The 18,916-nt window shown below is 69.9% G+C and carries 18 protein-coding genes; 11 read left to right on the top strand and 7 right to left on the bottom strand.

Features of this window, described 5'->3' with window-relative positions:
• Positions 1 to 42 precede the first annotated feature (42 nt).
• Positions 43 to 390, top strand: coding sequence for an FKBP-type peptidyl-prolyl cis-trans isomerase (locus GA0116996_RS02495; protein ID WP_018008195.1), 348 nt, complete (start codon positions 43 to 45; stop codon positions 388 to 390).
• Between the two features lie 94 nt (positions 391 to 484).
• On the opposite strand, the gene GA0116996_RS02490 is transcribed toward GA0116996_RS02495, so the two are convergent.
• Entirely contained in the window at positions 485 to 805 is a 321-nt protein-coding gene (locus tag GA0116996_RS02490; RefSeq protein WP_092306977.1) for a hypothetical protein, read from the bottom strand.
• A 256-nt stretch (positions 806 to 1,061) separates the two neighbouring features.
• On the opposite strand from GA0116996_RS02490, the gene GA0116996_RS02485 reads away from it, so the two are divergent.
• Positions 1,062 to 1,817 (top strand): gamma-glutamylcyclotransferase, encoded by a 756-nt coding sequence (locus tag GA0116996_RS02485; protein ID WP_244159748.1) that lies wholly within the window; start codon positions 1,062 to 1,064, stop codon positions 1,815 to 1,817.
• A gap of 17 nt (positions 1,818 to 1,834) precedes the next feature.
• Positions 1,835 to 2,644, top strand: coding sequence for an ankyrin repeat domain-containing protein (locus GA0116996_RS02480; RefSeq protein ID WP_092306973.1), 810 nt, complete (start codon positions 1,835 to 1,837; stop codon positions 2,642 to 2,644).
• A gap of 70 nt (positions 2,645 to 2,714) precedes the next feature.
• Here GA0116996_RS02480 and GA0116996_RS02475 read toward each other — a convergent pair whose 3' ends face one another.
• Positions 2,715 to 4,430, bottom strand: a complete 1,716-nt coding sequence (locus GA0116996_RS02475; protein WP_092306971.1) for a long-chain fatty acid--CoA ligase — start codon at positions 4,428 to 4,430, stop codon at positions 2,715 to 2,717.
• Between the two features lie 198 nt (positions 4,431 to 4,628).
• On the opposite strand from GA0116996_RS02475, the gene trxA reads away from it, so the two are divergent.
• Together trxA and GA0116996_RS02465 are read left to right on the top strand one after the other, a co-directional pair.
• The gene (gene trxA / locus GA0116996_RS02470) at positions 4,629 to 5,480 is read left to right on the top strand and encodes a thioredoxin (RefSeq protein WP_092306969.1); all 852 of its coding nucleotides are present in this window, start codon (positions 4,629 to 4,631) and stop codon (positions 5,478 to 5,480) included.
• A gap of 68 nt (positions 5,481 to 5,548) precedes the next feature.
• Positions 5,549 to 5,926 (top strand): cupin domain-containing protein, encoded by a 378-nt coding sequence (locus GA0116996_RS02465; protein ID WP_092306967.1) that lies wholly within the window; start codon positions 5,549 to 5,551, stop codon positions 5,924 to 5,926.
• 18 nt (positions 5,927 to 5,944) lie between these two features.
• On the opposite strand, the gene GA0116996_RS02460 is transcribed toward GA0116996_RS02465, so the two are convergent.
• On the bottom strand, positions 5,945 to 6,385 hold the full coding sequence (locus GA0116996_RS02460) for a bacteriohemerythrin (RefSeq protein ID WP_092306965.1): 441 nt from the start codon (positions 6,383 to 6,385) through the stop codon (positions 5,945 to 5,947).
• 132 nt (positions 6,386 to 6,517) lie between these two features.
• Here GA0116996_RS02460 and GA0116996_RS02455 point away from each other — a divergent pair, with 132 nt between their 5' ends.
• Entirely contained in the window at positions 6,518 to 7,096 is a 579-nt protein-coding gene (locus tag GA0116996_RS02455; RefSeq protein WP_092306963.1) for a P-loop nucleotide/nucleoside kinase family protein, read from the top strand.
• Between the two features lie 19 nt (positions 7,097 to 7,115).
• On the opposite strand, the gene tcdA is transcribed toward GA0116996_RS02455, so the two are convergent.
• The gene (gene tcdA, locus GA0116996_RS02450) at positions 7,116 to 7,985 is read right to left on the bottom strand and encodes a tRNA cyclic N6-threonylcarbamoyladenosine(37) synthase TcdA (RefSeq protein WP_092306961.1); all 870 of its coding nucleotides are present in this window, start codon (positions 7,983 to 7,985) and stop codon (positions 7,116 to 7,118) included.
• Positions 7,986 to 8,194: 209 nt separating this feature from the next.
• Between tcdA and GA0116996_RS02445 the strand changes: the two genes are divergently transcribed.
• The 5 genes from GA0116996_RS02445 to GA0116996_RS02425 all read left to right on the top strand — a co-directional run bounded on the left by GA0116996_RS02445 (position 8,195) and on the right by GA0116996_RS02425 (position 15,467).
• Complete coding sequence (locus GA0116996_RS02445) at positions 8,195 to 10,585, top strand: AsmA family protein (RefSeq protein WP_092306959.1); 2,391 nt, start codon at positions 8,195 to 8,197, stop codon at positions 10,583 to 10,585.
• 313 nt (positions 10,586 to 10,898) lie between these two features.
• Positions 10,899 to 12,110, top strand: a complete 1,212-nt coding sequence (locus GA0116996_RS02440) for an MFS transporter (RefSeq protein WP_092306957.1) — start codon at positions 10,899 to 10,901, stop codon at positions 12,108 to 12,110.
• A gap of 140 nt (positions 12,111 to 12,250) precedes the next feature.
• A complete protein-coding gene (gene pdxH, locus GA0116996_RS02435; RefSeq protein ID WP_092306955.1) occupies positions 12,251 to 12,889 on the top strand; it encodes a pyridoxamine 5'-phosphate oxidase in 639 nt (212 codons plus the stop codon).
• Between the two features lie 241 nt (positions 12,890 to 13,130).
• A complete protein-coding gene (locus tag GA0116996_RS02430) occupies positions 13,131 to 14,372 on the top strand; it encodes an SAM-dependent methyltransferase (protein WP_092307352.1) in 1,242 nt (413 codons plus the stop codon).
• A 15-nt stretch (positions 14,373 to 14,387) separates the two neighbouring features.
• Positions 14,388 to 15,467, top strand: a complete 1,080-nt coding sequence (locus tag GA0116996_RS02425) for a DUF72 domain-containing protein (RefSeq protein WP_092306953.1) — start codon at positions 14,388 to 14,390, stop codon at positions 15,465 to 15,467.
• A gap of 25 nt (positions 15,468 to 15,492) precedes the next feature.
• Here the strand turns inward: GA0116996_RS02425 and msrA are convergent, their stop codons facing one another.
• The 3 genes from msrA to GA0116996_RS02410 all read right to left on the bottom strand — a co-directional run bounded on the left by msrA (position 15,493) and on the right by GA0116996_RS02410 (position 18,898).
• Positions 15,493 to 16,035 (bottom strand): peptide-methionine (S)-S-oxide reductase MsrA, encoded by a 543-nt coding sequence (msrA, locus tag GA0116996_RS02420; RefSeq protein ID WP_092306951.1) that lies wholly within the window; start codon positions 16,033 to 16,035, stop codon positions 15,493 to 15,495.
• Between the two features lie 77 nt (positions 16,036 to 16,112).
• Positions 16,113 to 17,648 carry a class I adenylate-forming enzyme family protein gene (locus tag GA0116996_RS02415; RefSeq protein ID WP_092306949.1) on the bottom strand — a complete coding sequence of 512 codons (1,536 nt, stop codon included), beginning with the start codon at positions 17,646 to 17,648 and terminating at the stop codon, positions 16,113 to 16,115.
• A complete protein-coding gene (locus tag GA0116996_RS02410; RefSeq protein WP_092306948.1) occupies positions 17,645 to 18,898 on the bottom strand; it encodes an acyl-CoA dehydrogenase family protein in 1,254 nt (417 codons plus the stop codon). The genes GA0116996_RS02415 and GA0116996_RS02410 overlap by 4 nt, the downstream gene beginning before the upstream one ends.
• Positions 18,899 to 18,916: the final 18 nt, after the last annotated feature.

Below are 18,916 nucleotides of genomic sequence, written 5' to 3'. Positions count from 1 at the left end.
TCTTCCCTGTCCACGTCTTTTCCATCGCAAGGAAACAACGCCATGCAAACCACGCCCTCTGGCCTGCAATACGAAGACACCACCGTCGGCTCCGGCGCCGAAGCCACCGCCGGCAAGCATGTCACCGTGCACTACACCGGCTGGCTGTACGAGAACGGCCAGGCCGGCCGCAAGTTCGATTCGAGCAAGGACCGCAACGACCCGTTCGTGTTCCCGCTGGGCGCCGGCCATGTGATCCGCGGCTGGGACGAGGGCGTGCAGGGCATGAAGGTTGGTGGCGTGCGCCGCCTGGTGATCCCGGCCGACCTGGGCTACGGCGCGCGCGGCGCCGGCGGCGTGATCCCGCCCAACGCGACGCTGCTGTTTGAAGTGGAACTGCTGGCAGTTTAAGAAGACGATCCCGGCCGGCGCCACGCCGCTCCCGCGCCAGCAGGAGCGGCGTCCCGGCCGGAGTGTTCAGCCCGGGCGCCCTGCCCGGGCGCTCTCAGAAGCCGATGGCGGCGTTGCCGACATCGACGCGGACCTTGTCCCGGTCCAGCAGCCGCGCCGCATGGCGCGCATAGTCCTGCGCCCAGACAGCATCGCCGGAAAAGCGCGCTTCCCCCGAGAACTTGGCGACATTCAGGATCTTGTCGATCACCAGCACCTTGCCCACCGGGCTCGATGCCTGGCAGTCAAGCTCGGTGTATTCCCGGTCGAACCAGCGCCAGGCGGCATCCTCGGTGACCGCGGCCAGCTCGTCCGTGCCGATCGTGAAGTCATATTCCTTGCCGCTGCCGAACACCACCGTAAGCGTACGTGCCATCGCAGGTTCCCCCTGGGTTGGATTGAGGCCCCATTGTAAGGACTCGGCGGCGCCAGCGGCGCGCAATTCGCGCCGGGCTGACCACCGACAAGGATGGGCGGCGCACGGCCACGGCGAGCAGCAGCGGCACCACGCGGCCCGGACCGTTGTCTGGCACCCACACCCGGACCGCTGACTCGGACAATTCCGAACAAAAGTGCCACTTGTGGCATTTCCCCGGCCCGCCCGGGCCGCTGCTTTGATTTATGCTTGCAGCATGGGCATTACGCGACAGGACCTCGAATCCGACCGGCTGCGCACCTCGCTGTGCAGCACTCCGGTTGCGTCCTCGCTGTTGCCCGAGGCCGCGCTGGAGCAATCGCTGGCCGATACGCTGGCGCGCCGCCCCGACGATCCCGCGCTGGGCGGCGATGTCTGGGTATTCGGCTACGGCTCGCTGATCTGGAACCCGATGGTGGTGCACACCGAGCGCCAGCGCGCCACGGTGCACGGCTACCACCGCGGCTTCTACCTCTATTCCCGCATCAACCGCGGTACCTGGGACAATCCCGGGCTGGTGCTCGGACTGGACCGCGGCGGCTGCTGCCACGGCATGGTGTTCCGCGTGCCCAGCCATGTGGTCGAGCAGGAGTTCCGCGTGCTGTGGCGGCGCGAGATGCTGACCGGCGCCTACCATCCGCGCTGGCTGCGCATCCGCGTCGGCGCCGCCGGCGCGCCGGAACAGCGCGCGCTGGCCTTCGTCATGAACCGTTCCCACGAGGCCTACGCCGGCCGGCTGCCTGACGCCAGCGTGGTGGAACGGCTGCGCCACGCGGCCGGCCTGTACGGCCCGGCTCGCGAATACCTGCAGCAAACCCTGCTTGGGCTGGCCACCAACGGTGTCGACGATCCCTACCTCGGGCGGCTCTGGCGCCAGCTGCAGGCGGGAGATGCCGCCGAACCCGCCGCCGAACCTGCCGCCCAGGCGCCGGACAACCTCGCGTTGCCGGCCAGCCCTCACGAAACCGTCTGAGCCCAGGAGCTGCCGCCATGACGCGCCCCGCCGCCCGCACCCGCAGACAGGCACTCAATGAGTTGCTGGGGCTGATGGGCTTGCTGATGGGCGGCGGCCTGCTGGCGGCGCAGGGCAGCCAGACCCTGGCGGCGCGTCCCGCCGGCGGTGCGGCCAACCCGCCCGCGGCGCGCCCGCCGCGCGGCCCCGCCACGCAGGCGCCCCGCGGACTGGCTGGCCGCGACGCCATCAGCACGCTCGACCGCAACCTGATCACCGCCGCCAGCGCCGGCGACCAGGTCCTGGTGTCGCGCCTGCTGGCCGCGGGTGCCTCGGCCCGCGCCGCCGACGAGCAGGGCCGCAGCGCGCTGCTGGCGGCCGTGCAGAACCGCCGCACCGAGGTCGCGCGCACGCTGATGCTGGCCGGCGCCGACGTCAACCTGAAGGACGCCGATGCCAACAGCCCGTTCCTGCTGGCCGCCGCCACCGGCCAGGCCGACATGGTGCGGCTGGCGCTGGCGCACGGCGCCGACCTCGCCAGCACCGACCGCTACCATGGCACCGCGCTGATCGTGGCCAGCCAGCAGGGCCATGTGGAAGTGGTAAAGCTGCTGCTCAAGGCCGGCATCGCCGTCGACCACGTCAACGACCTGGGCTGGACCGCGCTGCTGGAGGCGGTGATCCTGGGCGACGGCAGCGCGCGCTACGAGGATACGGTGCAGCTGCTGCTGGATGCGGGCGCCGACGCCAACCTGGCCGACCGTGAAGGCGTGACACCCACGCGCCATGCGCGCCAACGGGGCTACAAGACCATGGTGAAGATGCTGATGCGGGTGCGCGGGCATTGAGCCCGGAACACGCAGAAAGAAAAAAGGCTGGTCGGGCGACCAGCCTTTTTTCATGCCCAGGCCCGCGGACTCAGGCCGCCGGCGCCGCGCCTGCGGCCGGATTGCGCGCGTTCTCGCTTTCCTGCAGATGGCGCCACATCACCTTGCCGGTGCCCGACTTCGGCAGCGCGTCGACGAATTCGACAACGCGCGGATACTTGTAGGCAGCCATATTGTCCTTGGCCCAGTCGATGATCTGCTCCGGCGTGGTCTTGCCCCTGGCATGGGCGCGCAGCACCACCACCGCCTTGACGGTCTCGCCGCGGTACGGGTCACGGGTGCCGATGATGCAGGCCTCCTGCACGTCGGGGTGCTTGTACAGCAGGTTCTCGACCTCGGCCGGCCACACCTTGAAGCCCGACGCATTGATCATGCGCTTGAGCCGGTCGGTGATGAAGTAATAGCCCTCTTCGTCCATGCGGCCCAGGTCGCCGGTGCGGAAGAAGGTCTTGCCCTCGAATTCGATGAAGGCCTCGCGCGTGGCATCCTCCTTGCCCCAGTAGCCCTTGAACACCTGCGGCCCGCTGACGATGATCTCGCCGATCTCGTTGGGCGGCAGCTCCTTCAGCGTGACCGGGTCGATCACGCGCGCGTCGGTGTTGAAGGTCGGCACGCCCAGGCACTGCAGCTTGGGCCGGTCCGACGGGTTGCTGTGGGTCGGCGCCATGGTCTCGGACAGCCCGTAGCCCTCCAGGTAATTCAGCCCGAACTGCTCGCGCAGGCGCTCGGCCACCGCTTGCGGCATGGCCGCACCGCCGCCGCCGATATAGCGCAGGCTCGACAGGTCGAACTCAGCCAGGTTGGGGCTGGCCAGGAAGTCGATCACCATGGTCGGGATATTGGTCCAGTGCGTGACCTGGTAGCGCGAGATCAGGCGCCCCGCCACTTCGCGGTCCCAGCGCGGCAGCATCACCACGGTGGCGCCGCTGTAGATCGGCCCGTTCATGCCGTACTGCATGCCGGTGACATGGAACAGCGGCAGCACCGACAGCACCACCGACTCCGCGCCCGAGCCCGACCAGGTCGCGCCGCCGACGATGTTGTGCATCACCGAGCGGTGGGTGTGGATGCAGCCCTTGGGAAAGCCGGTGGTGCCCGAGGTGTACGGCATCACCGCCATGTCGTCCGGGCCGGCGGTATGCGGCCCCGGCTGCAGGCCCGCGCCCAGCGCGTCGGCCCAGGCGGTGGCGCCCGCGGGCAACGGATGCGGCGTGGTCAGCCAGGCCGGCGGCGCGTCTTCCGGATGTTCGTGGGCCGGCGGCAGCGCGTCGGCGTATTGGGTCACCAGCAGGTGTTGCAGGCGCTGCGCCGGTTCCAGCTCGGCCTGCGCCTGCTCGACGCCGGCGGCAAGATCGGCGGTGAAGATGGCCACGCGCGCCTGGGCGTCGGTGACGTAGTGCTTGAACTCCTCGGCGCGGTTCATCGGGTTGACCGGCACCACCACCGCGTCGGCGCGCAGGATGGCGTAGTAGCTGACGATGAACTGCGGGCAGTTCTGCATGTACAGCAGCACCCGGTCGCCCTTCTTCACGCCCGCCTGCTGCTGCAGCCAGCCGGCCAGCGCGGTGGCCTGGGCCTGCAGCTCACGGAAGCTGATGGCGTTGCCGAAATAGCGGATCGCGGCCTTGTCGGCATAGCGCAGCGCCGAGACCTCCAGGTTGGCCCACAGCGACGTTTCCGGCAGCACGATGGCGGGCGGCAGGCGCTTTGGCCAGAACTGGAAATGCGGGCGGGCGGGGTTCGGCATGAAGGGTCTCCTGTGCGGTCTCGCGGACCGGGTCTGTCGTATGGTCAAGGACTATAACCGAACGATCGTTCTATTTTCAACCGGGTGACTTCCCGGACGGCGACGGTGCACCCGCGGCAACGGGCGTTGCATTCGGCGCCTTCGCCCTCACAATAGGGGATATCGATTCCCCCATCTTTCTCCCGTCCAGGATTCCCCATGAGCGACGTCACCCTGCAGAATTTTGAAACCGAAGTGATCGACGCCTCGCGCCAGGCACCCGTGCTGGTCGATTTCTGGGCCCCGTGGTGCGGCCCCTGCCGCACCCTGGGCCCGATGCTGGAACGCCTGGAAGCCGAGGCGGACGGTCAGTGGAAGCTGGTCAAGGTCAATGTCGACGAGAACCAGGAACTGGCCGCGCACTTCGGCGTGCGCAGCATTCCGCATGTGGTGGCGATTGCCGACGGCCAGGCGGTGGACCAGTTCATCGGCGTGCTGCCGGAATCGGGCCTGCGCGAGTTCCTGGGCCGGCTGGCGCCAGGCCAGGCCCAGGCCGGCTCGCCGCTGGCCCACGCGCTGGAACTGGCCGCCGCGGGCAACCGCGACGGCGCCGAGACCCTGTTCGCCGACGCGATCGCGGCGGATCCGGAATCCGATGCCCCGCGCCTGGCCTATATCAGCTTCCTGCTGGACGGCAACGCCATCGACCGGGCCAGGGCCGAGTTCGCGGCGCTGTCGCCACGCGCGGAACAGGAAGATGGCTACGGCGCGCTGCGCACGCGCATCGATGCGATGGAGAACGCCGCCGGCCTGCCCGACGCGGCCACCCTGGCCGGTCGCATCGACGCCGATCCGCGCGACCTCGGCGCGCGCCTGGACCTGGCGCGGCTGATGATCGCGCAGCAGCAGTACGAGCCGGCGCTGGAACAGCTGCTGGCGATCGTGCGCACCGACCGCGGCTTCGAGGACGATATCGGCCGCCGCACCATGCTGTCGGTATTCGAGATGCTGGCCGACCGGCCCGAGGTGGTGTCGCGCTGGCGCCGCCAGCTGAGCACGTCGCTGAACTGACGGCGATGCGGGCCCGGCGCGGTAGACTGGCGGATTCCCAGTTCCGCATCACCGATTCGCCCGCTGCCATGACCGCGCCCCGCCTGATCGACTTCAAGACCGAACCCGCCCCCAGCCACGACCGTCCGCGCCCCGACCGGCTGGTGTCGGGCAATCCGGACCGCACCACCTGGACGCACTACAGCGCGCAGCATGGCGATTTCGATTGCGGTATCTGGGCGTGCGAGCCGGGCGCGTGGCGCATCGCCTTCCCGGCGGGCAAGGAAGAGTTCTTCCACGTCATCAGCGGCCGCATCCGCATCAGCGACGACAGCGGCCATGCCAGCGAATTCGGCCCCGGCGATGCCTGCGTGATCCCGGGCGGCTTTACCGGCGTGTTCCAGGTGCTGGACCCGGTGCGCAAATACTTCGTGGTGATCGACCGCGACGCGGCGCGCCAGGCCTGAGCGCCACGCCGGCGGCGATCACGCCGCCGTGGCGGGGCCTTCGATCAGCGTGAAGCCGTTCTCGCGCATATGCTCGACCATCATCGCGTCCATCGACTTGACGTGATGGTCGAACCAGCCTGACAGCTCGGCCACCAGCCGGCGGCCAAGCTGGAACTCGGCATCGCTGTGCACCTTGTCGCGCACCGCGACGGCCACCGCCAGCACCTGCTGGTGCTCGCCCGCGTGGCAATGGCGCGGGCCGAAGCCCATGGCTTCCATCCACTGCTCTTCCTGGGCGAAATGATGGCGGGTGTGGTCGATCCATGCGTCCATCGCCGCCAGGAAAGCGTCGTCGGCGGCGCTGGCGACCGCCGCCAGCAGCTGCACGAACTCGGCGTGGGTGGCGTCGGTGACCGGTTCGCCCAGGTGCAGGTGGTCCGGCAGGCCGGCGGAGGAAAGCTGGTCTTTGGCGTCCATGGGAAGCGGCGGCAAGCGTGGAGAAAAACGGCAAGGATACCGAATCGGCGCGACCCGGGCCTGATCTGGCGCAAGCGAGCGGGTATGCTGTGGGCAATGCGGCCGGCCCGTCACCCCTATCGTCTTTCGCTCATGCCACGACTGATTTTCTTCTGCGGCCATGCCGGCACCGGCAAGACCACCCTCGCCCACCGTTTGATCGGCCCGCTGATGCAGGCCACCGGCGAGCCGTTCTGCCTGCTCGACAAGGACACGCTGTACGGCCGCTACAGCGCCGCGGCCATGGCCGCGATTACCGGCGACCCCAACGACCGCGACAGCCCGGCCTACCTGGAGCATCTGCGCGACCCCGAATACCAGGGCCTGCTCGACACCGCGCGCGAGAACCTGGCGCTGGGCATCAGCGCGATCGTGATCGGCCCGCTGTCGCGCGAGGTCCGCGCCCACCTGCTGAACGACCCGGACTGGCTGCACGTGCCCGCCGGCACCACGGTGCGCACGGTCTGGGTCCACCTGCCCGAGGACGAGGCCCACGCGCGCATCGTCCGGCGCGGCAACCCCAACGACGCCTACAAGCTGGCGCACTGGGACGCGTACCGGACCCGGCGCTTCATGCCGGCGCCCGCCGACTATCCGGAACTGATCTTTTTCGACAACCAGGCACCGGGACCGGCCGACATCGACGCGCTGCTGCGCGCGCTGAGCGCCTGAACGGCGCGGCGCCGGCGTCTCAGCCGCGCGCGATCGCGCCGATCACCGCCGACGCCGCGACAAAGCCGAACACCGCCGTCACCGCCACCGACGAGCCAAAGCCGGCGCAGGCCAGCCCTTGCGGCCCGCGCGCGGCGGCCTGGCCGGACGGCACCTCCAGCGGCGGTGCCTCGTCGATCTCGCAGGCCTGCTGCTCGGGCTCGGGATATTGCAGCGGCTCGTCCGAATAGACCGCCGCGATGCCGAACTTCTTTTTCGGGTCGCGGGTAAAGCCCCACTGCTTGCGCAGGCTGGCGCGCACCTTGGACAGCAGCGGATCCTGGATCGTGCGCGCGAGGTCGTCGATGCGCACGCGCGTGGGATCGAGCTGGCCGCCAGCGCCGCCGCAGGTAATCACCGGCACGCCCTGGCGCCTGGCCCAGCCCAGCATGGCGGTCTTCACGCGCACCGCATCGATGGCGTCGATCACGTAGTCATAGCCGGCGCCGAGCAGGTCCGGCACGTTGTCGGCGGTGACAAAGTCGTCGACCTGGGTCACGCGACAACGCGGGTTGATGGCAACGATGCGCTCGGCCATGGCCTCGACCTTGGCACGCCCGTAGGCGTCGCCCAGCGCATGGATCTGGCGGTTGGTGTTGGACAGCGCGATATGGTCCAGGTCGATCAGCGTGATGCGGCCCACCGCGTTGCGCGCCAGCGCCTCGGCCGCCCAGCTGCCGACCCCGCCGATGCCGACCAGGCACACGTTCGCCGCCTCCAGCCGGGCCAGCCCGGCGGCGCCGTAAAGCCGCGCCACGCCGCCGAAGCGTCGATGGTAGTCGTCGTCGGCCGGGCTTTCGTGGGTCAGCGGCTCGGGCAGGCCAGCCAGCTCGTGTGCGGCATCGTTCATACGGGAAGGAGCGGATCTCGGGACGCGGGCCGCGCCGGGCACGGCGATACCGGGACAAAAAATCCGGCATTTTCCGGCGGCGATGTCAGCCAGTCCCCGACAAGGACGGGAAGCGCGCAACTATACAATAGACCTGCAGTGGTCCGTTCGCCGCGCCGCCCCGCGCGGGTTCCGCGGGCCCTCGCCCCCGCCAGCCAGGAGCCCGCCTCATGCCCGTGCGCCGCAAGGTCGTTCTGTGGAGTGTCCTGACACCGGTCGCGCTGATCGCGCTGCTGGTGGTCGTGATCCTGACCTTCGACTGGAACCGGATCAAGCCCTGGCTCAACGACCGGGTCTCCGAAGCCATCGGCCGCCCCTTTGCCATCAATGGCGACCTGACCGTGACCTGGCGCCGCGGCGAGGGCGAGAAGGGCTGGCGCACGCTGGTGCCGTGGCCGCGGCTGTCGGCGCGCGACATCACCGTCGGCAACCCGGACTGGGCCGCGCAGCCCAATATGGCGACCGTGCGCGAGCTGATCTTCGTGCTGCGCCCGCTGCCGCTGCTGGCCAACGAGATCGCGGTGCCGACCATCGTCATCGACAGCCCCGCCGTATGGCTGGAGCGCCTGCCCGACAGCCGCAACAACTGGACCTTCGATACCGGCCCGAAAAAGGGCACCTCGAAATGGCAGCTGGATGTCGGCGAGGTAGTGCTGGCGCGCGGCAACCTGGCGCTGACCGACCAGCTCAAGAAGATCTCGCTGCAGGCGGAACTCGACACCATCGGCAACGCACCGCTCTATGACAAGGCGCGCGACGGCGCGCTGATCGAGCCGCAGGCCTCGGCCGTGCCGCCCGGACCACCGGGCAGCGCCGCGCAGGCGGCCTCAGCGCCGCGCGCCGGCGGTCCGGCCTCCGCCGCGCCCGCCAATGGCGGCGACGGCCGCTATGGCGTGCGCTGGAAAGCGACCGGGCGCTACAACGAGGCCACCATCAACGCCAGCGGCAAGGCCGGCACGGTGCTGAGCCTGCGCAATACCGACGTGCCGTTCCCGATCCAGGCGGATGTGCGCGTGGGCAGCACGCGCGCCCAGATCGAAGGCACGGTCACCAATCCGGCGCACCTGGCGGCGCTGGACGTGCACCTGACCCTGGCCGGCGACAGCATGGCGAAGCTCTACGCGCTGACCGGCGTGGTGCTGCCGTCGACGCCGCCGTACCAGACCCGTGGCCGGCTGATGGCGACGCTGCGCAAGGAGGGCTCGATCTACGAGTACCAGAAGTTCACCGGCCGCGTCGGCGGCAGCGACCTGTCGGGCACGCTCACCTTCACCAAGCGCGATCCGCGCCCGCTGCTGGCCGGCAACCTGGTGTCGAACCAGCTGCGCTTCGTCGACCTGGCCCCGCTGATCGGCGCCGACGCCAAGCCCGGCCGCCCGGCCAAGGACAGCCCGGTGGCCCAGCCGGCGGACAAGGCGCTGCCGGTGGCGCCGTTCCGCACCGAGCGCTGGGACGAGATCGACGCCGACGTGCACTTCACCGGCAAGCGCATCATCCGCGATGTCGAGCTGCCGATCACCGACCTGGTCACGCACCTGAAGCTGCAGGACGGCGTGCTGCTGCTGGACCCGCTCAACTTTGGCGTGGCGGGCGGCAACCTGGTGTCGACGGTGCGGCTTGACGGCAAGCGCGAGCCCATGGGCGCAATGGTCGACCTGAAGGCGCGGCGCATGAAGCTCAAGCAACTGTTCCCGACCATCGACCTGATGCGCGCCAGCATCGGCGAACTCAACGGCAGCGCCAAGCTGTCGGCCACCGGCAATTCCGTGGCGGCGCTGCTGGGCTCGTCCAACGGCGAGGCGCGGCTGCTGGTCGAGAACGGCACGGTCAGCAAGTTCCTGCTCGAGGCGATCGGCCTGAATGTCGGCAGCCTGGTGGTGTCGAAGCTGTTCGGCGACAAGCCGGTCCAGATCAACTGCGGCGTCAGCGACTTCGCCATGACCGACGGGGTGGCGCGCGCGCGCACCTTCGTGCTCGACACCCAGGACGCGGTGATCGAGACCACCGGCGGCATCGACCTGCGCAGCGAGCGGCTGGCGCTGACCATTCATCCCGACTCCAAGGGCCTGCGCATCTTCTCGCTGCGCTCGCCGCTGTATGTCGGCGGCACCATGAAGAACCCGCGCGTCAGCCCCGATATCGGCGTGCTGGCGCTGCGCGCCGGCGGCGCGCTGTCGCTGGCGCTGCTGGCGCCGGTCGCCACCGCGGTGCTGCCGCTGCTCGACCTCTCGCCTGGCGGCGACGACACGCAGTGCGCCAAACTGCTGGCCGAACTGCGCAAGCGCCCCACCGCGCCGCCGCCCGGCAAGACCTACAAGGACCCGAAGGCCGCGGCGGCGCCCGCTGACGCCACCGGCGCGACGGACACAAGCCGGCCCGGCGCGGATGCCACGGCCACGCGCCCCGGCCAGCCCGCGGCCGAAGCCCGTGCCGGCAAGGCCCCCGCTGCCAGCCGGAACGAGCCGTCCCGTCCCGCCGCCCAGCGCCCGCCGCAGCGCCCGGCCAACGAGCGCGCGCCGCAGCGCCCCAGCAACGACCGGTCGTTCTACCAGGGCGGATAGATCCACACGCCACCCGGGGCCCTCGCCGTTTAAACAAAATCGCAACACTTGTCGCCGCTGCGGCAAGTTGACGCACATTGTCGTTGTGCCGCGCCGCGCTCAGGCGCATAATTAAACGGCCATTTACAAGAAGCTTAAGCATGGCAAGCATTGGCTGCGACGCGGGCCCGCCCGTGTGGCATCCTTGAGAAGGCGCGGCTGCGGCCGCCCTTTGTTTTTGCTGCCTGTTTTACGGCCCTTTTTCCTGATTTGCCCCGTCTGGTACGGCTCCCCGCCGGCATCAGGCGCGGTCCACCACGCTCCGCCCCGCCCCATGACGCTGACGCATGCCGCCGTCCCGCCGATCACCTGGCTGATCGCACTGACGGTGTGCAACCACGTGGCCTTCAATGCCAGCCGCGTGGTGGTGTCGCTGTTCGCGATTTCCCTCAAGGCCTCCACCGTCACGCTGGGCGTGCTGATGTCGCTGTACGCGCTGCTGCCGATGCTGCTGGCGATCCGCGCCGGCAAGCGCATCGACCAGATCGGCCCGCGCAAGCCGATGATGGCGGGCTCGCTGATGGTGGTGGCCGGCACGCTGCTGCCGGCGCTGTGGCACGAGCTGGACGCGCTGTACCTGTCGTGCGCGCTGATCGGGGTCGGCTTCATGCTGGTCCAGGTGGCGATGCAGCTGCTGATCGGGCAGGTCTCGACCGATGCCACCCGGCTGCGCAACTACACCTGGCATGCGCTGGGGCTGTCGGTGTCCGGCACGCTCGGGCCGGTGGCAATGGGTTACGTGATCGAGCATGCGGGCTTCCGCCCCGCCTTCGCGGTGCTGGTGGCGGTGGCGCTGGCCGGCCAGGCCGGGCTGCAATGGGTGCGTCCGCGGCTGCCCGCGCGCGGCGGCAACGCCGGGCGCATCGCCATCGAGGACGGCACCCGGCACTCCACGCTCGACCTGCTGCAGCATCCCGAACTGCGCGCGGTCTTCGTCGCCAGCGCGGTGCTGTCGGCCGCTTGGGACCTGCACGCGTTCCTGATCCCGATCCAGGGCTCGCGCATCGGGCTGTCGCCGTCGTCGATCGGCTGGGTGCTGGGCGCTTTTGCCATCGCCACCTTTGCCATCCGGGTGGCGATGCCGGCGGTGTCGCGCCGGCTGTCGGAATGGAAGATCATTCGCGCCGCCCTGCTGGTGGGTGCGCTGGCCTACCTGGCCTATCCCTTCGCCGCGCACTTCTGGCTGATGTGCGCCCTGGCCTTCGTGCTGGGCCTGGCGCTGGGCAGCGCGCAGCCCAATGTCATGAACATCCTGCACACCGCGTCGCCGCACGGCCGCGCGGGCGAGGCGCTGGGCCTGCGCTCGGCGGTGCTCAACACCAGCCAGGTGGTATGGCCGCTTACCTTCGGCGTGGTCGGCACGGCGCTGGGCATGCTGCCGATCTTCCTGTCGATGGCGGGCGCGATGGGCGCGGCCGGCTACTATTCGCGGCGCCAGGGGCGCAAGGCGCTGGCGCCGCCGGCGCAGCCGACCGCCGGCGGGTGACGCACCGGGGACCGCTGGCCGGGCTTGTCGCCACGCAAATGCGGCCCCCGATGCATTCGCTATACTCGAATCAACCGGACCCCGCGGCCCCCGCCCCCGGGCGCACCGCGCCTCCGGACCGATTCCCTGATGATTGCGACATGACCCAACTTGCCGACCTGCGCCGCACCTATGTGCTGGGCGCGCTGTCCGAATCCGACGTGGCCCCCGACCCGATGAGCCAGTTCAAGCGCTGGTTCGACGAGGCCGTCACAGCCAAGCTGCCTGAACCCAACGCCATGACCCTGGCCACGGTCGACGCCGACGGCCAGCCCTCGGCGCGCATCGTGCTGCTCAAGGGCATCGACGACCGCGGCTTCACCTTCTTCACCAACTATGAAAGCCGCAAGGGCCTGGACCTGGCGGCGAACCCGCGCGCAGCGCTGCTGTTCCACTGGGTCCAGCTGGAGCGCCAGGTGCGCGTCGAAGGCCGCGTCGAGAAGGTTTCCGAAGACGAAAGCGACGCCTATTTCGCTACGCGTCCGCTGGGCTCGCGCGTGGGCGCCTGGGCTTCCGCGCAGAGCCGGGAGGTACCCGGCCGCGACGTGCTGGAGCAGCGCGAGCAGGAATACCGCAGCAAGTTCGGCGAGAACCCGCCGCGCCCGCCCTACTGGGGCGGCTACCGCCTGGTGCCGACCGCGCTGGAATTCTGGCAGGGGCGGCCATCGCGCCTGCATGACCGCATCGCCTACCGGGTCCAGCCGGGCACCGGCTGGCAGATCGTGCGACTGTCGCCCTGATCCGGGCCGGCGGACGCCGAGCGCGTCCGCTCTGATGCTTCTACGTCTCTCCCGGGACGACGGCAGGGTCTTCCGGCGGTGTGCTGCACGGGCTGCGGAATTGGACTAAAGTGAGACAGGCGTCGCTTGGCTACTCTTTTCTTGCAGCGCTCGCGACGGATCGGGCAAGGTTTGCGCGCAGTTTCTCCTTGCCGGATGCGTCCGCCGAAGCGTGTGCCGCAACCATCGGGAGGTGAAGCGCATGTTTTTCAAGCAAACCCTGGAAAAGCAACTCGACAACTGGATCGCCGACCTGCGCGAGAACGCCAATCTCCCGGTCAGCCTGCGGCTGTGGAATGGCGCCGAATACCCGCTCGGGCAATTCGACAAGCCGGTGGTGACGCTGACCGTGCGCGAAGCCGCAGCCCTGCCGCTGCTGCTGACCCCCAGCCTGGACAACCTGGGCGAGGCGTACGTCCAGGGCAAGATCGATTTCGACGGCCGGCTGGCGGACATCATCAAGGTGGGCTACGGCTTCTCGGCCGCGGCCACGCGGCGCGCCGGCGGGGCGCTGTACAAGGTGGCGCAGCACTTCTCGCATACCAAGCAGCAAGACAGAGAGTCGATCCAGTACCACTACGACGTCTCCAACGACTTCTACCAGCTCTGGCTCGACCCCAACATGGTCTATTCCTGCGCCTACTTCGAACACGGCGACGAAGACCTGGCCACCGCGCAGATCAAGAAGATCGACCACATCCTGACCAAGATCCGGCTGCAGCCGGGCCAGACGCTGCTGGATATCGGCTGCGGCTGGGGCGCGCTGGTGCTGCGCGCGGCGCAGAAGTTCGGCGCGCGCTGCGTGGGTATCACGCTGTCGCAGAACCAGTTCGACCTGGCCACCGAGCGCGTCAAGGCCGCGGGCCTGTCCGACCGCATCGAGATCCGGCTGCAGGACTACCGCGACACCACCGGCACCTTCGACCGCATCACCAGCGTCGGCATGTTCGAGCATGTGGGCAAGGACAACCTGCCCGGCTACTTTGGCCGCATCCGCGAGCTGCTGGCCGACGACGGCTTCGCCATGAACCACGGCATCACCTCGCCCGATCCCGACAATGGCGCCACGCCGATGGACGGCGCCGAGTTCATGGACCGCTACGTATTCCCGCAGGGCGAACTGCCGCATATCGGGCTGGTGCTGCGCACGCTGCAGCAAGGCGGCCTCGAAGCCTTCGACGTCGAGCTGCTGCGCCGGCACTACGCGCGCACGCTGCACCACTGGGCCGACAACTTCGAGGCGCGCGGCGATACCATTCGCAGCATGGTGGGCGAGAAGAAATACCGCATCTGGCGCGTCTACCTGGCCGGCTGCGCGCACGCCTTCGAAACCGAGAAGATGTCGATCTACCAGGTGGTGTGCCACAAGGCAGGGCTGCAGGCCGACTCGCTGCCGTGGTCGCGCCGCTATATCTACGACCAGCCCATCGGCGGCAACGACTGAAGGCAACCGAGACGATTGACTGAAGACCTCTTTGGCGGGCTGCCCCTGCCCGCCCCCGCAGCCCCTCCCGGGCAGCCCGCGGCGCCAGCCGGCGTGGCCGCCCGCCCCGACTCCCCAGCCAAACCGGCGCGCGGCAAGAGCGTGCAGCCGTTTCCGGCCGCGCCGGCACTGGCGGCGCTGGCCGCGCGGCTGCCGCCGCACCTGTATTTCGGCACCTCTTCCTGGGCCTATCCCGGCTGGAATGGGCTGGTCTACGACGGCGAGTACAGCGACAGCCTGCTGTCGCGCAAAGGCCTTGCCGCCTATTCGCGCCACCCGCTGCTGCGCGCCGCCGGCATCGACCGCGGCTTCTACGGGCCGATCCCGCTGGCCGATTACCTGTCGTACGCGGCGCAGGTGCCGGAGGGCTTCCGCTTCCTGGTCAAGGCCCCGGCCAGCGTCTGCGACGCGTGGCTGCGCGGCCCGGACGGTGCCGGGCGCCTGGCCAACGCCGCCTTCCTGGATGCGGAGATCGCTGCGCGCGACTTCATCGTGCCGGCCACCAGCGGCCTGGGCCACAAGTGCGGGCCGTTGCTGTTCCAGCTGTCGCCGATGGGGCCGCTGGCCGACAGTGCGGTATTCCTGGAGCGGCTAGACGCCTTCCTCGGCGCGCTGCCGGCGTTGGATCCGGCACTGACGCCGCACGCCGCCTATGCCGTCGAGCTGCGCGACCCGGCCCTGCTGACGCCGCGCTATATCCGCCTGCTGCGCCGCCACGGCGTGCGCTTCTGCCTGTCGGCGCGCGACCGGCTGCCGCCGGTGCCGCGCCAGGCCGCGGCGCAGGCGCTGATGGACGAGGCCGCGGCGGGCCCGCTGGTACTGCGCTGGATGCTGCATGCCGGCCGCCCCTACGCCTACGCGGAGAAACGCTACGCGCCGTTCGACCGCATCGTCGACGACGATCCCGACACCCGCCACGAAATTGCCGACGTGGTGGCGCGCACCCTGCGCGCGGGGCAGCCCGCCATCGTCATCGTCAGCAACAACGCCGAAGGCTGCGCCCCGCTGAGCTGCGCGCGGCTGGCCGAGGCCATCATGGCGCGGCTGGAGCGCTGACCGCGCCGGCGTGCCGGCTCCCGCCTTACTTGCGCAGCTTCGCGCCGAACTGCTTGCGGAACTTGGCCAGCTTGGGCGAAATCACGAACGCGCAGTAGCCCTGGCTGGGATGGTCCTGGTAGTAGTTCTGGTGGCCGGCCTCGGCGCGCCAGTACGGCTGCTCGGGCTCGACCTGCGTCACGATCGGCGCATCGAACACCTTGGCGGCAGCCAGCTCTTCCATCACGGATTCGGCCGTTGCGCGCTGCGCCTCCGAGTGCGTGAAGATGGCCGAGCGGTATTGCGGCCCCACGTCGTTGCCCTGCCGGTCCGGCGTGGTCGGGTCGTGGATGGCGAAGAAGATCTCAAGGATCTCGCGGTAGCTGATCACCGACGGATCGAAGCTGACGCGCACCACTTCGACATGGCCGGTATCGCCTTCGCAGACCTGCTGGTAGGTCGGGCGGTCGACATGTCCGCCGGTGTAGCCGGACTCGACCGCAACCACGCCTTCGACCTGCTGGTAGACCGCTTCCAGGCACCAGAAGCATCCGCCGCCCAGCGTGGCGGTTTCCAATCCGTGTTCCATTTGCCCTGCTCCCTTGCGTAGTCGTCTGTCTTGCCAGGCCTCAAGCATAAGCGCAGATCGGCGCGCTTGCAGCGGATTCAGCCGGGCCCGCGCCGGGCCTCCAGCAGCGCGCGCAATTGCGGCTTGAGCACCTTGCCCAGCGCGCTGCGCGGCAGGTCCTCCATCAGCACTACCTCGCGCGGCAGCTTGAAGCGGGCGATGCGCGCGGCCAGCAGCTCGCGCAGCGGTCCGGCCGCCAGAGGGCCGCGCGGCGCGCCCGGCGCCGGCACGATCACCGCCACCGGCACTTCGCCCCAACGCGCATCGGCCACGCCGACCACCGCGCATTCCTGCACGCCGGGCAGGCCGACCAGCACGTTCTCGATCTCGGCAGGATAGATGTTCTCGCCGCCCGAGATGATCATGTCCTTGCTGCGGCCCACCACCTCGATGCAGCCCTCGGCATCGCGGTGCGCGAGGTCGCCGGAACGGAACCAGCCGCCCGGCAGCCCGCTGTCGGGCTGGTTCCAGTAGCCCACCATGACATTGGCCCCACGCACCCACAGCTCGCCGACCGCGCCCGGCGCCACCTCGGCGCCGTCGGTGCCGGCCAGCCGCACTTCGGCCTCGGGCTGCGGCCAGCCGGCGTAGCCGGGGCGCGCCATGGCCTGTTCCAGCTTCAGCACCACCGATACCGGCCCGGTCTCGGTGGCGCCATAGACCTGTCCCAGCGGCACGCCGCGGGCGTGGAACGCGTCGATATACGAGCGCGGAATGGTCGACGATCCCGCCATCACCCCGCGCAGCGCCGCCAGGTCGGCATCGGGCCAGCCCGGATGCTCCAGCACCGCGCGCAGCGTGGCCGGCACCATCAGCGACAGGCTCGGCCGCGCCGCGGCCACCGCCTCCAGCCACGCCTGCGGCGCAAAGCGGTCATGCAGCGTGACGCGCGCGCCGGCCAGCAGCGCCGGCAGCGTCTGGATGCACAGCCCGCCGACATGGAACAGCGGCAGCACCGACAGCACGTGGTCGTCCGCGCTCATGCCGTGCGCCCACCAGCTGGCGCGCGCATTGGCCAGCAAGCCGGCCTGGGTATGCACCGCGCCCTTGGGCTTGCCGGTGGTGCCGGAGGTATAGGCGAGCAGCAGCGGCGCGTGGTCCGGCACGGCGGCATGGGTCACGCCGGACGGCGCCGGATGGTCGACCAGCCGGTCGATGGGCACCAGCCGGGAATCGCCGCCGGCCTCGCGCGCCAGCGCTTCATGGGCCGCATCATGGAACAACACGGCCAGCTGCGCGTGGGCCGCGATCGCCCGCAGCTCGGCGGGCGCCAGCCGGTAGTTCAGCGGCGCGAACATGGCCCCGACGCGGGCGCAGGCGAACAGCAGCACCAGCTGCAGCTCGTGGTTCAGGCACAGCGTGCCGACGCGGTCGCCGGCGCATATACCCCAGGTTGCGGCCAGGTGGGCGCTGGCGCGCTCCACGCGCCGCCACAGCTTGCCGTAGGTGAAGGTGCGGCCCAGGTAGTGCAACGCCGGCCGGCCCGGCGCCACGTCGGCATGGCCATGCAGCATGGCCGGCAGCGCGCCCAGCCCGGCGGCACCGGCACGGATGGCCCGGCGGGGGGCGCTCATTCGTCGCGCTCGCCGGATTCGTACAGGGTCTCGCGGCCCATGCGGTCGAGGATCAGCTCGGCGGTCCACGGCAGCATCAGCGCGCCGCAGCGCGAATCGCGGTAGAGCCGCTCCAGCGGCAGGTCCTTGAGCATCGACTGGCCGCCGCAGGTGCGGATCGCCAGCCGGGCGATGTCGTTGGCGCCTTCCATCACCGTGTAGTGCGCGGCGTACAGGCGCAGGCGCTCGTCCTTCGACGGGTTGGGCCTGGCTTCGTGGATCGCGCGCCAGAAGATCGAGCGCATGGTCTCCAGCTGGATGCGCATCTGCGCCACCGCGATCTGCTTGGTGGGATACATGCGGCGCTTGACCGGCGGCTGCCCCGGCACCTCGCCGCGCAGGTATTGCACGGTGAAGTCATACGCCGCCTGCGCGACGCCGAGGTAGGTCGGCGACAGCGTGAAGAACATCGCCGGCCAGGTCTGCGCGGCGCGGTGGTAGACCCCGCGCGGCATCAGCTGCTCGTGGTCGGGCACGAACACGTCCTTGAGCAGCAGCGTGCGCGACACCGTGCCGCGCATGCCCATCGGGTCCCAGTCGCCGGTCACGGTGAGCCCGTCCGCCTGTCCGGGCACGGCGATGTAGAGCGTGTCGCGCATGTCCGGATGCTGGTCGCCGCGGTCCTCGGTACACAGGATGCCGTAGTAGTCGGCCGCGCCCGACAGCGAGGCGAAGATCTTGCGCCCGTTCAGCACCCAGCCGCCGTCGACCTTGCGCGCGGTAGTTCCGAACGGCGCCTTGCCCGCGGCGGCGGCCGAGCCTTCGGAGAACGGTTGTGCGTAGACCGCGCCGTCCCGCACCACCCGCGCGAAATGCAGCTCGCGGCGGGCCTGGTGTTCGTCGCGCTGTGCCGGCGTCATGTCGATGCCATCGGACAGCACGCCAGTCCACATGGTCGAGCAGATATGCATGTTGTACGTGAGCGCGGTGGCGCCGCAGAAGCGGCCGATCTCGGCGCCGACCATGCAATAGGTGGCAAAGTCGGCGCCCGCGCCGCCAAACGCCCGCGGCACGCACAAGGCCAGCAGGCCGGCCTCGCGCAGGTCGTCATAGTTGGCGAAGGGAAAGCTGGCCTCGCGGTCCCAGGTGGCGGCGCGCGGCGCGAAGCGCTCGCGGCCAAGGCGGTTGGCCAGCGTCAGCCATTGCGCCTGTTCCGCAGAGAAGTCCGCCGTACCGACGGCGGGAATGAAGTCGAGCTGGCCGGATGGCATGTGGCGTCTCCTGTTTTG

Origin of the sequence: Cupriavidus alkaliphilus, from assembly GCF_900094595.1 — a bacterium.
Classification (GTDB): domain Bacteria; phylum Pseudomonadota; class Gammaproteobacteria; order Burkholderiales; family Burkholderiaceae; genus Cupriavidus; species Cupriavidus alkaliphilus.
Note: the sequence above shows the minus strand (reverse complement) of the source record. Positions and strands in the feature narration are given on the sequence as shown.